This window comes from Pseudoalteromonas aurantia (genome assembly GCF_005886875.1).
GTDB classification, from domain to species: Bacteria; Pseudomonadota; Gammaproteobacteria; order Enterobacterales; family Alteromonadaceae; genus Pseudoalteromonas; species Pseudoalteromonas aurantia_A.
Genome location: NZ_PNBY01000154.1, coordinates 1 through 15,049, shown reverse-complemented (window position 1 = coordinate 15,049; position 15,049 = coordinate 1). Strand labels below are relative to the sequence as shown.

19 protein-coding genes and 1 rRNA gene are annotated in these 15,049 nt (G+C 42.7%); 2 read left to right on the top strand and 18 right to left on the bottom strand.

Annotation, left to right across the window (positions count from 1 at the left end; genetic code table 11):
• The 16 genes from CWC18_RS20145 to CWC18_RS20070 form a co-directional block, all read right to left on the bottom strand.
• A partial coding sequence (locus CWC18_RS20145) for a phage tail protein I (RefSeq protein ID WP_138675983.1) occupies window positions 1–724 on the bottom strand: 724 nt, incomplete at its 3' end.
• Window positions 717–1,736 carry a baseplate assembly protein gene (locus tag CWC18_RS20140; RefSeq protein WP_138675982.1) on the bottom strand — a complete coding sequence of 340 codons (1,020 nt, stop codon included), beginning with the start codon at window positions 1,734–1,736 and terminating at the stop codon, window positions 717–719. The genes CWC18_RS20145 and CWC18_RS20140, both read right to left, overlap by 8 nt.
• A gap of 146 nt (window positions 1,737–1,882) precedes the next feature.
• On the bottom strand, window positions 1,883–2,341 hold the full coding sequence (locus CWC18_RS20135) for a hypothetical protein (protein WP_138675981.1): 459 nt from the start codon (window positions 2,339–2,341) through the stop codon (window positions 1,883–1,885).
• Between the two features lie 12 nt (window positions 2,342–2,353).
• Window positions 2,354–3,121, bottom strand: coding sequence for a hypothetical protein (locus CWC18_RS20130; RefSeq protein ID WP_138675980.1), 768 nt, complete (start codon window positions 3,119–3,121; stop codon window positions 2,354–2,356).
• A 134-nt stretch (window positions 3,122–3,255) separates the two neighbouring features.
• Window positions 3,256–3,555: a hypothetical protein gene (locus CWC18_RS20125; RefSeq protein ID WP_138592398.1), complete on the bottom strand. Its 300-nt coding sequence runs from the start codon at window positions 3,553–3,555 to the stop codon at window positions 3,256–3,258.
• A gap of 2 nt (window positions 3,556–3,557) precedes the next feature.
• Window positions 3,558–4,439, bottom strand: coding sequence for a hypothetical protein (locus CWC18_RS20120; RefSeq protein ID WP_138592399.1), 882 nt, complete (start codon window positions 4,437–4,439; stop codon window positions 3,558–3,560).
• A gap of 154 nt (window positions 4,440–4,593) precedes the next feature.
• Window positions 4,594–4,905 (bottom strand): hypothetical protein, encoded by a 312-nt coding sequence (locus CWC18_RS20115; protein WP_138592400.1) that lies wholly within the window; start codon window positions 4,903–4,905, stop codon window positions 4,594–4,596.
• Window positions 4,906–5,032: 127 nt separating this feature from the next.
• Complete coding sequence (locus CWC18_RS20110) at window positions 5,033–5,824, bottom strand: phage tail protein (protein WP_138675979.1); 792 nt, start codon at window positions 5,822–5,824, stop codon at window positions 5,033–5,035.
• Between the two features lie 12 nt (window positions 5,825–5,836).
• Window positions 5,837–6,364 (bottom strand): phage tail-collar fiber domain-containing protein, encoded by a 528-nt coding sequence (locus CWC18_RS20105; protein ID WP_138592402.1) that lies wholly within the window; start codon window positions 6,362–6,364, stop codon window positions 5,837–5,839.
• Between the two features lie 220 nt (window positions 6,365–6,584).
• Window positions 6,585–7,499, bottom strand: coding sequence for a phage tail protein I (locus tag CWC18_RS20100; RefSeq protein ID WP_138592403.1), 915 nt, complete (start codon window positions 7,497–7,499; stop codon window positions 6,585–6,587).
• A gap of 9 nt (window positions 7,500–7,508) precedes the next feature.
• Complete coding sequence (locus tag CWC18_RS20095; protein ID WP_138592404.1) at window positions 7,509–8,333, bottom strand: baseplate assembly protein; 825 nt, start codon at window positions 8,331–8,333, stop codon at window positions 7,509–7,511.
• 87 nt (window positions 8,334–8,420) lie between these two features.
• Window positions 8,421–8,669, bottom strand: a complete 249-nt coding sequence (locus CWC18_RS20090; RefSeq protein WP_138592405.1) for a hypothetical protein — start codon at window positions 8,667–8,669, stop codon at window positions 8,421–8,423.
• The gene (locus CWC18_RS20085) at window positions 8,666–9,064 is read right to left on the bottom strand and encodes a 3TM-type holin (RefSeq protein WP_010367835.1); all 399 of its coding nucleotides are present in this window, start codon (window positions 9,062–9,064) and stop codon (window positions 8,666–8,668) included. The genes CWC18_RS20090 and CWC18_RS20085 overlap by 4 nt, the downstream gene beginning before the upstream one ends.
• Window positions 9,064–9,480 carry a glycoside hydrolase family protein gene (locus CWC18_RS20080; RefSeq protein ID WP_138592406.1) on the bottom strand — a complete coding sequence of 139 codons (417 nt, stop codon included), beginning with the start codon at window positions 9,478–9,480 and terminating at the stop codon, window positions 9,064–9,066. The genes CWC18_RS20085 and CWC18_RS20080 overlap by 1 nt, the downstream gene beginning before the upstream one ends.
• A gap of 23 nt (window positions 9,481–9,503) precedes the next feature.
• A complete protein-coding gene (locus CWC18_RS20075; protein WP_249348288.1) occupies window positions 9,504–9,863 on the bottom strand; it encodes a hypothetical protein in 360 nt (119 codons plus the stop codon).
• Window positions 9,838–10,110, bottom strand: coding sequence for a helix-turn-helix transcriptional regulator (locus CWC18_RS20070; RefSeq protein ID WP_171041176.1), 273 nt, complete (start codon window positions 10,108–10,110; stop codon window positions 9,838–9,840). Before CWC18_RS20070 ends, CWC18_RS20075 begins: the two co-directional genes overlap by 26 nt.
• Window positions 10,111–10,678: 568 nt before the next feature.
• On the opposite strand from CWC18_RS20070, the gene ettA reads away from it, so the two are divergent.
• Together ettA and CWC18_RS20060 are read left to right on the top strand one after the other, a co-directional pair.
• Window positions 10,679–12,343, top strand: a complete 1,665-nt coding sequence (gene ettA, locus CWC18_RS20065; RefSeq protein ID WP_138592407.1) for an energy-dependent translational throttle protein EttA — start codon at window positions 10,679–10,681, stop codon at window positions 12,341–12,343.
• A 99-nt stretch (window positions 12,344–12,442) separates the two neighbouring features.
• Window positions 12,443–12,805, top strand: coding sequence for a PilZ domain-containing protein (locus CWC18_RS20060; protein ID WP_138675978.1), 363 nt, complete (start codon window positions 12,443–12,445; stop codon window positions 12,803–12,805).
• Between the two features lie 375 nt (window positions 12,806–13,180).
• On the opposite strand, the gene CWC18_RS20055 is transcribed toward CWC18_RS20060, so the two are convergent.
• Both CWC18_RS20055 and rrf read right to left on the bottom strand, forming a co-directional pair.
• The gene (locus tag CWC18_RS20055; protein ID WP_138675977.1) at window positions 13,181–13,729 is read right to left on the bottom strand and encodes a hypothetical protein; all 549 of its coding nucleotides are present in this window, start codon (window positions 13,727–13,729) and stop codon (window positions 13,181–13,183) included.
• A 1,222-nt stretch (window positions 13,730–14,951) separates the two neighbouring features.
• A 5S ribosomal RNA gene (gene rrf, locus CWC18_RS20050) occupies window positions 14,952–15,049 on the bottom strand; the annotation flags it as partial.

Sequence of the window (15,049 nt, the reverse complement as noted above, 5' to 3'; positions counted from 1 at the left end):
CGGTTCCTATTTCATAGTTGCTGGCAACGCCTTGTACCGTGATATGACTTAAATCGAATTGGTCATCGGCATTTTGCGCTAACCGCCCAGTGCCTATTTCATAAGTGCTGGCAACGCTTTGTAACGTGACATCACGGGCATCAAACTCGCCATCAACACTTTGCGCGAGGTGATTGGTTTTTAGCGTGGTGCTTTGCCCTGCGGCCGCCAAGTACACGTTATTTTGCTGAATATTGCCAATATGAAAGTCAATTTGCGTTCTACAAGGTTTATTGGCAGCAATTGCCTGCCACAGCTGTGCTTGCAACTTAGGAGTGATAAAGCTTGCGCCCTGTTCATCTAAGTTGTTTTTAGCCAAAGCCAATACGCGGGCGCTGTGTGGTGGGCCACCAATTTGCCACCATTCTTGCAGCTCTAAGTCTGCATCGAGTGCATTGAGGGATTGCTTTAGCGCCCCAACCGTTCCTTTTATCCGGTGGTTTGGTACGCTGGCTGCAATCACTTGGCGCTGAATGTGCTCTGGCCACGCACTGTCCCATGCATCAACACTTAAACCATGAGCAAGCCAAGGTAAAAAATGTGCTGGGCAATTATTTGGGTCCCAAAGATGCTTTAACTGAACAGGTATGTCTTCAAGGCGTGCGCTGGCTTCAAGCAATGACGACTCAAGCAATGAGCTATTAGCAAGCGTTAACTTGGTTGGACGTTCATCGCTATTAGACATTGCGCTGCGCCTCTACAGAAACCGTTAGTTGCTTGCAATATGCCGCTTGATTTTGTGCAACCACAATATCGGCTGTGGGGCTAATTAACTCTACTCGCTGGACCCCCGCGCTATGCAACACAGCATATAACCCCGAGAGTGAAATATCGTGACCAAGCTTGTGATGAGTATTGAGCCACGTTTGACATGCCGCCCGTGACTCGGCGCATATTTCATCGGCATTTAAACCCGGGTATAAATGCAGTTTTGCTTTGACCTCAAAATCGAAGATGTGGGGTGTTAGCAAATTCACCCTGTCTGTGAGTGGGCGAATATCATCTTGATTTAAATGTTGCTCAACCGCCTGTAAAACAGCATTTGATGGCGTGCCATTCCCTTCATCAGATAATAATGTAATGGCAACATCACCAGGCATGGGCGTGGTTAAGTCGGCACTATAAGTGCTTTTTAGCAGCATAGTCCCGCTGGGTAATTGCTCAGCCATGGCTGAGGGTGGCGCTTGCATCACAAACTCTGGCGCTTCAATAAACACATCTTTAATGTGTGAAGACGCCTTATAACTATGAAACGCATACGCCCCAACCGGTCCTGCGGTGCTAAACCCTTCTAATGCCAGTTTAATACGGGTACGAAAACGTTCATCGCTTTCAAATGCGCTTGGTTCATCACACGCAACACTATTGACGTTATTTGCCTGATCAACTCCTGCTCTAACCGCCCTTTTTACACCAAATCGTTGCCCTAAATAGTCCAGCTCAGTGTGGGTAGCTTTTGCCAATAAAACCGCTTCTGCTCCCTCATTGATGCGTGCTCTTACTAATAACTCTCGATACGCAAAACACTCAATGAGTTTTATCACGGGATCGCTGGCAAAATTCAGCTGCGCATCTGGAAAACGGGTTTTGTAATCTGCGAGGATCGCACTGCTTATGGCGTCAAAGCTAAGAGACTCTACAAGGCTTGGCGTGGGAAGTTGGTTGAGTTCGATGGCGCTAAAATTCGTTAAACTCATAATTTGTTAAACTCATAATTTGTAAAACTAAACGCTCGCTATATCATATTGTTCATGGCCAAACGCGTTACCCGTAACACCCCTTTGTGGCGGTCTTACGGGCAACGTGAAACGCGGCCATTATCACCAATATGTATTGCTGAGGTTTACTTACTAAGCACTTGGTTAACCGCAGTAGCGCGCGCTGATATTTCATCCATGACGCTTTGCTGACCTTTACTTTGATACGGGAACGTTAACGACCCCGCTGCCACGTCTGCCTCAATATGGCCAATGGCTGATTGTAATGACGTAGCTGATGCGCGTACTTCTGCCAATGTGGTGGCTTTGTTAAGCTTATTAATAAAACCACTGAGTTCGTTGAGGAGTAAATGTGTGGTGTCTGAGGTTGTACCAAGCAATGAGTCGGTATCAGCCACTTGCGTGGTGATACTCGCACGCGCCATTGCTTTGTCTTGTGCTTGTTGTTCAAGTTCAGTTAGCACCACCGAAAAAGTCGCGCTTGCACCATATTGTTCATGTACCAGCTGCGCAGTCGCGTCAAGTGGTGTGTTACAGTCGTAGAAATGGTCAACGACCTGACCGTTAACTGTTAATGTAGCCATTATATTCTCTCCTTAGTTATACGCGGGTTGATCAGCATCACCGAGGTACGCAAACTGACCCCATTGCTTTTTAGTTAGATCTACATCACCAGTTACCACTGCTGGTAATGCAACTTGAATAATGCCTGTTTCCGTTTCTGGTTTACCTGCACCATTAACATGTGGGTGACAATGGGTGTAGTGGTTTCGCCCGGAATGGCCGATAAATTGCCCACATAACTTTGCTGGCTGACCGGCCTCAAGGCCTTGACACCAAAGTCCATTTGGAACAACACCTTTAATATGTTTAACTATGGCGGCAACCGTTGATACAGTCGTTCGACGACTATATTGAAACATTAAATACGCTGATAACCCTTGATTTTCACCTCGACGATTTGGGTAGTACTCCAACTCCCATATCTTAAAACTCCCAGCGAAATGCTGTCGATCTGAATTAATCGCTTGCAGAAACTCTCGCGCTAGTGCCGAGCGTTGTTCTGGCAATACGTTCGTCGTTACTGTTTCAACCACTTTGGCACTTTTTACAAAGCCACCACTCCAACTTTGTGGGAATGTACTATCAGCATTTGGGAGCAATGCTTGGTTTTTAGTTAAACGAAAATGTGATTGTTTGTCTCGGGCTGAGTCTATGTAGCTATTAACTTGACTTATATAGCCATCAACGGTGCTTTTGGCTGACAACACTTTGCTGTCTATATCTTGAATTTTATTATCTACAATGGTGGTGAGGTCATTTGAGGCCTCTATAAGTTTGGCAATATCTTGTTCTAACGCCATGTGTATTTTCTCCATACATTTTAAAAAAAGCGCATACAAAAAAGCCCGCAAAAGCGGGCTATGTATGCAATAAAAAGTTAATTGTGCTTGAACCGTTAAAGTCGCTTATAAAACGGGTTGGTTTTATAAGTCAGTTATTTTGGAAATTGTGTTTTAACCGCTTCGCGCTGTGCTAACCAAGCCGTTTTTGCTGTGCTTGCTTGTGCCGACGTGTCGCCAAACTCAGCGACGGCAGCCATGTAATCAAAGAACAAATAATCGCTTTGTGCGCTGTAGCTTTTTCTTCGTAGTGTGTGTACTTCATCGGTATTAAAAATCACTTCAAAATCATCGGCGGCAACGCCGGCTTCTTCAGCAATGTGTGCACCATGGGCTAAGTCTTTAATACCACCAGCAAAATTAGTTTGCGTAGAGATTTGTTTTAATATCGCCATGGTTATGCTCCTTCAGCAACAGTTGGACCAACGTGAGAATACGGGTGGCCAACACTGTCAGCCCAGATCATGTTATCGCCATGATCGCCCATCCCCACATACGGCAATGCAATCGCCACTTTCATTTTGCCAAGGCCAATAAATCTTGGTTGATGGCATCCACCCCACCCAGCTCTTGTTGCGTGCTTATATTGCCAGCCTTTGTTCAGATCAGAACTGTCAACTCTAATTGATGCAGAGCGATTTGAAGAAGGGTAAAACTTCATGTTCCCACTTACTTCAAGTACATTAATCCAACAACTGGCTTGAGTTAAAAATTCACCACGCCCCCATCCAGTAAAAGTGGGGCAACCTTGGTTAAATACAAATAAATGACCATTATTTGCATCGGTTTCTCTGCCTTTGGTGATTTCTACATCAAATACCACCACTTTAAAGTCAGTGCCATAATAGGGTTGTGATTCTGAGCGATAATCTCCTAAAGCACGGGTTTTAAATTCGTCATTCGGCACCAATCCATGCTGTGCCAGCATGCTTGGGTTCAGTTTTGTGACCGTACTTACCCCTTCTGTGCCTTGATAATAAAAGCAACTCCATGGGGCGGCATGTGATTGTAATACGTCAACTGCCGTACCTTCTGGTTGGCTTGCGTTGATGTGTGCAAAATGCTTGGTGTCTGACAACATGTTTGGGCCAAGCGGCAGTGCTTTTTGAAAGCTGGCAATTTTTGCGTCTACGGCTTGCTCTTTGGCAGTGAGTTTGGTGTCAATCTCTTGCTTTTTTTGGTTTAAATGCGCGGTAATATCTTGCACTTTACCGTCAACGGTGTCTGTGAGTTGGTTGGCTGATTTTATGAGATCAGCAATGTCTTGTTCTAATGCCATATTATTTTCTCCATAATAATAATGAGCCAACCTGTATTCACTTATTGTTAAATAAACAATGTATGTAATACGACTACGTATGGCTCGAGTAAATGAGCATAAAAAAACCCACCAAAAGGTGGGCTTAGTTATTGCTCGGTAAAAAGTTTAAAGCTTAAGGTTTTGGATAATGTGCCTTAATAGATTTACGTGCCCCAAGCCACGCCGCTTTCGCGGCTTCGGCTTGGGTACTTTGCTCACCAAACTCTGCTTGGGCTGCAAGATAATCAAACGCTAAACCATCTGATTGCGACTGATAAGCAAAGCTACGGGCATGTTGGCACTGGGCTTCTAATTGCGCGTGTTTTGCTTGGGCAATTAGCCCAGCTACATCTGCTTGTGCCACACCGAGGTCAAGCAAGATTTTTTCTTCAGCAGGAACATTCACCATGTCGTTGCCTGCTACGTTGAGTTTTTCTAAAATCATCGTGTTTCCTTTGATTTTTGTGTATTACTTTATGTGGCGACTAGGTGGTTAGGTTACCCAGTCACCATTTTTAATAGCGCGTATTTCACTGTGTAGTGTTTAACTGTGTCGTATTTAAATATAAGCCCTACGCTGAAGTCGGTGCCGGCGGCGTATAAGGGTGATTCACATAAGGAATGGTATTGGCGATAGGTGCTACGCGATCTGTAAATGGAATGGGTTCTACAAACCAACGAACTGACCATGTGTCACCCTCTATTTCACGAAGTACCCTTCGTAAATTGTCGCTCCCATCATGATATTTAACGTCTCCAGCCCAATTTTTTGTAATGCGATAAGTTAAACCCCCACCTCGCAAATATAAACCCGAGCCCGAACGATACCAAGCACCAAAACCACCTTCTGTACTGCCACTGTAAATAGGCTTATCTGGGTTTACTTTCTCTGCATTACAGTACATCTGAAAGTTAACGTGACTCGCTACATTGGAATAACGCTCACTAAACCGTTTTATATTCATGTAATTAGCGTCACCACTCCATCCTGTTGCATTACCTTCTAGCTCTAAAAGTAATGCCGATTGATGTGGTCGATTCGCATGAAGTGGCCGCTCGTTAACACCGCCATTCCATGCATAATTACGGTGAATCGTTACATTGCCAGTTCCAAAGCTATTATCTGGAAATGACCACCAAACCGGATACAAATAGTCTTTTGAACCGCCTATTTTAATGGTTTGCACATACCGCGTTTCGGGCGTTGCATCTTGAATAAATTGGTCAACTTGCGCTTCTTTGGCTACTACGCGGCTATCAAGCTGTGCCATTTTTGCATCGATGGTTTTTGCTTTATTATCAATGACTGAGGTGAGTTGATTGGTTGATTCAACCAAATTTGCGATATCTTGTTCTAATGCCATTGTCTGCTCCTATTATTTCAAAACGCCTGCGTCCATCAATTCAAACTTTTGCTTGATATGACGATACATGTTGCCAATTTGTGCTGCACCTAACTTGGCCAGCTCCGGTGCAATTAAAATATTTAAATTAACACCTTGATCAATCACCGTGATTGAATCTGCTGGCACGCCGGTTAGTACAAGGTCAAACGCTAGCAGCAAGTCAACTTCTGATGACTTATAGGCAATGGGTTTATCAGGGTCTGAATAAACAGCAAACAAAGTGCCGTCTTCTAAATAAAAGCCAACTTCGTTGACCCAAAAGTTATGATTGGTGTCATCAATTACACTCATATGAATTTGGGCATTGCCTTTGTCTTCGCCGCTGGCCACAGAAATGCGATGTACCTCTGCTCCTAATGCCGAACGACTTTGATGAGGCGTATAATTACCGGTACCTAGCCCTATTTTGTTAATTTTGGCTTGAAAGCCATTCTTTTGCGAATTAAAAACTGCCTCTAAACCCGCAGTTGTTATTGTTGGCCGTAAGATTGTGCTCACTGCACATACTCCTTAGGTTGATTTGATATCAATCAGCCTTGTATAAGCGACGCCAGCGTTAGCCTGAAGTGCACTTGCGATCATCTCTTATCAAAGACTGCGTGATATAAGAAACAATAGAGTGTTATGTGGGGTTACTTAGTGTTTGATTACCTGTATGTTGCCAGTTTGCTGCATTACTTCATGTAACGTCACTTAACTAAGTAAACGCACACCCTCTCTATTGAGATGAATGAAGGTAAAAGCGACCTACGCTGAAACGTCGATTGCTAAAATGAAATGCGGCGGCTAAAGAAGACTGTAAGTAATAGCAGCCTGCTGGTAGTTTTTGGTTGTTACTCATATAAAATCGGCCCACACTGTGGCGCTGGTTATGCAAGTGCAGCCCTGCGCCCAGTGCGGCGGATAACTCACCCGACACGGCCTGGGTTTTGCCATAATTACGTTTAAGCCCATAGCGATGTTTATTCACAACAGTGAGGCCCGCAGTCATTTCTGTGGGAGCGGCTTTCACCGGTACCGTGTCGTAATTTATACGACCAACTTGTAAGCCACTCGATGTGGTTGCAACGGTCACCCCTAAATCAAGCTTAGCGCCCACCAGAAAATCAAAATGGGCTCTTTGCGGTTTGGTATGATTGGTTACGCGGTAAATCGCATCGTAAAGCGTTTGGCTTAATACCACTTGCGCACTGGTATAGGGAGTTTCATTGGCCCATGCAATAAACGTAAATGTATTCGGTTTACCCGAGTGGTGCGGTGCCAAAGACACATCATCAACATCTTCAAACCATTCAAAAAAGTCGACTTTTACGCCCAATGATGCAAGCGCCCTTTTTACTGAGCCAACGGTGCCTTTGTGCTTATGTATGGTGACTGATTCTTGGATCAAAGCCCGCTTACTTTCTGTTGACCATTGTTCGTCCCATTCATCAACTGATAAACTCCACGCCAGCCAAGGTAATAGCTTGTCAGGGCAAGTCTTTGGATCCCAATGTTTTGCCACGTAATCTGGAATGGGTTTACTTGGCACAAAGCTCGATGCTCGCTCAATAGATTGCTCGAGCTCACTGCCATTCATGGGTAATAAAGACTGAAACTTAACGCCTTCGTCGCTGTTATTGCCATCGTTCATTACATCACCTTACATAAAAGTAATTGTTGGCAAGCTTGCAATCGCAGCTTGATTCACTTCACAGGTGATGTCGTCTTGTGGAGACAATAACTTCACCTTTCTCACGCCAGCTTGATGAAAGGCGTCGATCAGCCCTGAGTGCGGTACTTCTTGCCCTAACTTATAGTGCTGTGAAATAAACTCATTCAGTGCAGCGTTGATTTTTTCACTTACTGCGCTTCGGTCAGCCCCATCATGAAAGTGGATCTGCGCGTGTATGTCGTAGGCTTTAGGTTGAACCATGTGGACTTTAACAAGATCAGTTAATGGCCTGACATCGTCATCATTTAGATGTGTATTCACCACATCGTGCAGCTCGCCCACATTCGCATTTTGCTCAGGTAATATATACACATCAACAATACCCGGCGCACTTGAGGTAACGTGCACATCTTTTACATTGGCTGAGGCGGCCAATGCTTGATATTCATACGCCCCCATCGTGCCCGCCATACTGTGGCTTTCTAAAGATAAGGGGATCCGCGCACGGTAACGCTCGTCACTTTCTTCATGCCCTCGTTCGACACCAAATAACACCCCTAAATGATTTAGGTCTTCGCCTGTTGCATAAGCAACCATGACTGAGCGAGCCGCATCATTAATGCGCTGTCGCAGTAATAACTCACGAGTGGCGGCAATATCTAACAACTTAATTGCAGGATCTGATGCAAGCACCATATAGTTGGGAAAGGACTCGGTTAGTGCATTTTCCATTTGTTGATAAATGTCGTCGTATTTTAGCGGTTCTATCACATCTGGCACCGCCAATCGTGATAATTCAATTGCATTGTTCAAAGTGCTGCTCCTCATAACACATATGGCTGTGCACCATCGTGTTTATTTGGCTGAAGTTGGGGGCGTGTCGGGACTCCGAAACGGCGTTTAGTTTGCTCTGGCTTTACTGCTCAATAGGGTATCGAGCTTTTTATCTATCGAATCAAGGCGTTTTTCAATGCGCTTTTGATCTTCGTTTCTGATCTGTTTTAAATGTGACAGCTCTTGTGTATTGGCGGTGATCCGTTTATCTAAATCACTCAAATACAAAATCCCTGAAACAAGCAATGTCACTGTGGTAATAATATGGGCTAAATTGAGTTCCTTTTTCATTTGCCACTGCTCCGGTTGACTCACTTAGCGACTCCGTTAATCTTTTCAATTGTTCGTAGTCCTGCTAGCCCTAACATACCAAGTGTTAGTTCTAACATGACTTCTAGCGGTAATTCTGGTGCGCCTATTTCTGGCCATAGCCATTGTAATATTGGGTTGACCACAAATGAGAATAAAAAGCCAAACCCGCAAACCCACAATAAAAACGGCCTTGCACCCGCCACAAACACACTGCGGTGCGATGCACTGAGCTCGCTAATTTTTGCTTGTATTTGTGCTGATTGTTCAACCAAACGAGCTTTAAGAATATGCTGTTTTAACACTTCTTCTTCACTGGTAAACAGCTCATCTAAAATGGTCCCAACCGTTTGGATCGGATCTTTTATTGCTGGATTAAATAAGCTTGATAATATTCCCATTATTGCCACTCCCCACTGAGCATTTGTTTTGCTAGCTCATTGGCACGCCCTGGTACCTGATTCGCCCAACGACTGTACAGCATCTCAAGCGCCGCTTGCTCATAATTACCCTGCTCTAAATTGGCAATCATTTTTTTAAAGCCCATTAGGCCAGTTACACCTAAATTGAACGCCATATTCACTAATACCGCTTGGCGTGGCTCGTTGCACCGGCTTACATCTATACGTCGTTTAATACCCGCTTTAGCTTCTTTTACATCGCGTGCTAATAATTGCTCAGCTTCCTCTTCGTCGATGCCGTTATCTTCTAAATTTCGACCGTAACCGATCGTCAATTTTCCCCCTGTGCAGTAGTAAGGATACTGTTTATATCCTTCATGCTTTTTGATTTGTTCAACTGTGATCATCAGTGACATAGCGTAACCTCTTATAAATTAACTCAATGTGACAACTCAAGCATTAAACTGCGCTCGGCTTTTGCTAACCAAAACTCCGCTGAACGCTTAGAGTCAAAGCCAAGCAATTTGGATGCCTCAGCCATAGTGCCACCCATAACGTAACGCGCTCGAATCGCTTTGATACATTCAGGTCTTAAGCGAGAAATAATAGAGGTGATCAGCTCAATATCATCAGGTACACTCATTGCTTCGCTCGACGAAAACCCACCGGTTGGTTGCCCTGTTCTGTCTGAAATTGAGTGAGATTTAAATCCTCTACCCATTTCTCGTTTAAGCCAAAAATTACCCCACTTTTTAAGCGCAGCTCTTACTTGCTTAATCGTTATGTTCGTTGTCATCATTGATCTTCCCGATTACTTCTAAAATATTTAACAGATATACGTCTTCTACTAAGCTGATCACATCATTCCATTTAGGATCAAACTCTCGGTTTTCCCACCTTCTTAGCGTTCGCTCTTCAATCCCATACGTCGCTGCAGACTCAGCTTGGGTATAACCCCTCAGACATCTGGCATAGCGTAATATCACACCTCCCTTGGGCGTTCGCTTAACAGATAGACGTTCTTTATTTAAGGCTGATTGATTCATTACGATCCTTTTAATTTCACATCAAGTAAGTAGGTAGCCAATGCCACGAATGACAGACGTGGCCGTAACTTACTTTTATATATTTATGTAGAAAGGGAGAGTGGCGCTGCGCTTACATACTTCGTCATGTTCCTTTGACTCCGCGTAAGCGATTTTGGCGCTACTATTATTGTAATTCATGCATGCTATTGAATAGATGAGTGGCTGAATGTTACTAAAGATGGGTAAACCCGAACCTGCTCGAACTGAGTCGTAACTCCAAATAAACACCTAACAACCAGTACTGTTTACAAAACCTGACAACATGTTTTTTCAAGATACGTTAATCTTACCGATATCTTGGCTCTAAAACAGGTCATATATGACCTAATATTAATTACTTAAGAAAAAACAACAGGATAATTTAACGAATGGATCGACAGCTTATTAATAGAACAATATATACACTTTTGTTAAATAGTTGAGTTTTTAGAATACTCTAATATAAAAGTATAAGATCAAGGTAAAGGATTGCCCCTCAGCGATCCTTTCTCTAAAATAAGCAGATTAAAACAAAGTTTGGATTCTCATGGCTCAATATATTTATACAATGTCGCGGGTGAGCAAAGTAGTGCCGCCAAAGCGTACAATTTTAAAAGATATCTCTTTATGCTTTTTCCCTGGTGCCAAAATTGGCGTACTGGGTCTAAATGGTGCGGGTAAGTCTACACTCTTACGTATTATGGCTGGCCTAGACACGAGCTTTGAAGGTGAAGCTCGCCCACAACCAGGTACAAAAATTGGTTACTTACCACAGGAGCCACAACTTGACGAAAGTAAAACTGTTCGTGAAACCGTTGAAGAAGCCGTAAGCGAAGTTAAAGGCGCATTAACGCGACTTGATGAAGTTTACGCAGAATATGCAATGGATGGCGCTGACTTTGATGCATTGGCAAAAGAACAAGGTCAACTTGAAGCGATTATCCAGGCGCACGATGGCCATAACATTGACAATGTTTTAGAGCGCGCAGCTGACGCACTGCGTTTACCTGAGTGGGATGCGAAAATAGAACACTTATCTGGTGGTGAACGTCGTCGAGTCGCTATTTGCCGCTTATTGTTAGAAAAGCCAGATATGCTGCTACTTGATGAACCAACTAACCACCTTGATGCAGAATCAGTTGCATGGTTAGAGCGTTTCCTACATGACTATGAAGGCACCGTTGTTGCTATTACCCACGACCGCTATTTCTTAGATAACGTAGCTGGTTGGATCTTAGAGCTAGACCGTGGCCATGGTATTCCATGGGAAGGTAATTATTCTTCTTGGTTAGAACAAAAAGATGCACGATTAAAGCAAGAAGAAAAATCAGAGCAAGCACGCCAAAAATCAATTGAGAAAGAACTTGAGTGGGTTCGCTCAAACCCGAAAGGCCGTCAAGCTAAGTCAAAAGCTCGTATGGCCCAGTTCACTGAAATGCAGCAATCAGATTACCAAAAACGTAATGAAACCAATGAGCTATTTATTCCACCAGGTCCACGCCTAGGGGATAAAGTCATTGAAGTAAGCAATTTAAGCAAAAGCTTTGGTGATCGCGTGCTAATAGATGACTTAAGCTTTAATGTGCCGAAGGGTGCGATCGTTGGGATCATCGGTGCCAACGGTGCGGGTAAATCAACCCTATTTAGAATGCTAAGTGGTGAAGAACAACCTTCTGCTGGTAACATTGATATTGGTGATACGGTAGAACTGGCCACTGTTGAGCAGTTCCGTGATGATATGGAAGGAAATAATACCGTATTCCAAGAAATATCAAATGGTCAAGACATCTTAAAAATTGGTAACTTTGAGTTCCCAAGCCGAGCTTATGTTGGTCGCTTTAACTTTAAAGGTAATGATCAACAGAAGTTCGTTAAAGAGCTCTCCGGTGGTGAGCGCAACCGTTTACATCTAGCAAAGCTATTAAAAGCCGGTGCGAACGTTATTTTACTGGATGAGCCAACTAATGACTTGGACGTTGAAACCCTACGAGCACTCGAAAATGCAATTCTAGAGTTCCCAGGCTGTGTTATGTGTATTTCGCACGACCGTTGGTTTTTAGACCGTATTGCCACACATATTTTAGATTATCGTGACGAAGGTCAAGTGAACTTCTTTGATGGTAATTATACTGAATACGAAGAGTGGCTTAAAAAAACGTATGGTGCAGCCGCTGCTGAACCAAAACGAATTAAATACAAAAAGATAGGCTAACTTATAGCCCTACGCCAAGCCCCAAACATTTGGGGCTTTTCACTGGTATTGAGCTAGTTTAGCAACTATGATTATTAAAACAGTTTAAGAGAGTGACCAATGGAACAGCGTAGACGATTTACAAGAGTATTGTTTTCAAATCTGGCAACATTAATGACTGCCAGTGGTGACTATACGTGCAAAGTTCTAGACCTCTCTTTAAATGGTGCTTTGATCACCCTTCCTGTGGGCTATATCCCATTAAAAGATGAACCTGCTAGCCTTAAATTTAATCTCCCTGACAGTGAAATAGCAATCTCAATGGAAGTAGAAATTGGCCATATTGAAGAAGCCTATCTCGGCCTTCATTGCTGCCAAATCGATATTGAAAGTGTGAGTCACTTGAAACGGTTAATAGAGCTAAACGTCGGAAATGACGACATATTGCATCGTGAACTTGAACAACTTACTTGGAAAAAGTGAGAAAAATCAAAAGCCTGGCTTATTAAAAGTATAACATCTACCTCAGCACGTTAGTATTATTAGCGTATAAATTAATTTTTTATTATCCCACATTAAATAGTAATAGTTTGAACATATGTCTTAACCTCGCATTGATAATATTGATATATTTAAGCGTCGCCATGTGTGAAAGTACGGTAGGCCTTGCATTAAATAAGAATGATTTTCTTGTTTCAAGTGACCAACGATTCAACAAGTTATTAAGCAACTCCACTGAATGGTGGGTAATTTATGAGGTGTGAACTATAAACAAACTTAATACAAAAATCGCCCAGTAATTGATATCGAGCGTATTCATTAGTGGAGATCACCTAACTTAAATTTTTAGGCCGTCTACTAAGCAAACTTTCTGCTTGGTAAATAGCGCAATGCCAAGTGAAGTGGGTAGCATAAAAATACGCCTGCTTTTACCAAATTTAATGACGCAAGGCCGTATCTATAAACCTCTTCTAAATAATTAGCTTCAATAATCACCCTATCAACGTACCTTAGTAGCTGTAAACACAGCACCACACCAGACAAATAACAGATATATTTGGTGATATTGGCAAACTCACACCGTTTGATATTGTGCCATTGAATTACCCAAACAATTAGCAATAGCTCATGTAAGCTAAAGTAAAAATAATATAACTGCCTTTTTCCATCGACTCCCAAATCAGCGTCTAAAATCATATCCCCAACAAACCGCCCAAGCATATGGAATAAGGCCCCAAGACTAACTAACACAAATAATGAATGATCAATTTGTTCTTGTGTACATAAACTCGGTTTACCTAAAAGCATCGCTTTTAGTGAATGCTTGGACAACAAAAGCAGCGTGCAAAGCGCGAACAGCTTGCTTGCTACAACCATCCAATCCAGAGATAACAAGAATGACATCATTTAAACTCTATCCGTTGTTTTTTATGAGTGGAGTTAATTTTGGCGGTAAAGCCACTCTCGTTGACATTTTTGGCGGTTCAATACCACCTCCATTTGATCCGTAGATAGCTTTAACAACCTGTTCTTTTAACACCTTGCTCTTGAGTATATCGCGACACATTTCAGTTACTCCATCATATAATGAAAACAATGCTCACAAGTTAAGTCTGGGGAACCTACTTAGCTCAGATATATAAGTCGCATAAATGAAGATACAAGATGCGTTTAAAAAGACTTTGCTCTTTCTAAACCACAATGTGTACGCTTAAAACAATTTATATGAACCAAATAAATTTTCATCTTTCATTTGAAACCATAACAATAAAACACATATTTAACAAATAAAAAACATAAAACATCGAAAAAAGAAATATTGAAACATTAGAGATAGTACCTTTGCATGACAAAAAAAGCGTTAATTAATCGAGTCATCTACCCAAATATCTAAATATTGATATAAATAACAACCTTTAAGATCGTCGGTCAGGTTTCACACGCCTGGAAGCCCTGTGCATACGAACCAAAGGGTGTAAAAAGTATCAACTCTAGAGATTAGATAACGCTGGCTTAACCTTTATGAAAGTTGGCGAGACACAGACCACAAGTTAGATGTTTCTGGTACTTGACCTCCGTCAAGAAGACAATGGAGGGAAGTATGGAACCAATGATAATAACAACGACAAGCATGGTGTTTTAGATCCTGACCTTCGTCAGGAGAACGACAAGGTGAGCGTAATAAAAAAACCGCCTCTAGATACAAACCTCAGTCTCACTGAATTCATTTCAGGGTCCGTGGTTTTCATTACCCTTTTGGAATAAAAGAGGTATATCAGCGAAATAGATCCTGACTTTCGTCAGGAGGACTATGGGTAAGCGCTCAAAAACTTGTGATCATACCAACGGTAAACATAGACGTTATGGATCCTGACTTTCGTCAGGAGGACTATGGGTAAGCGCTCAGAAACTTGTGATCATACCAATGGTAAATATAGACGTTATGGATCCTGACCTGCGTCAGGAAGACAATGGGTTGAAACTCAGTCTCTAGATACAAACCTCTGTCTCCCTGAATTCATTTCAGGGTCCATGACTTTTCACTGCCTTTTCATCCCAAATTCCTTTTTCTAAACCCCAAAAAGCAAAAAACCCGTCGCATCTCTGCAACGGGTTTCTCTAATTTAATGCCTGGCAATGTTCTACTTTCACATGGCAACTGCCACACTATCATCGACGCTGTTTCGTTTCACTTCTGAGTTCGGCATGGGGTCAGGTGGGTCCAAA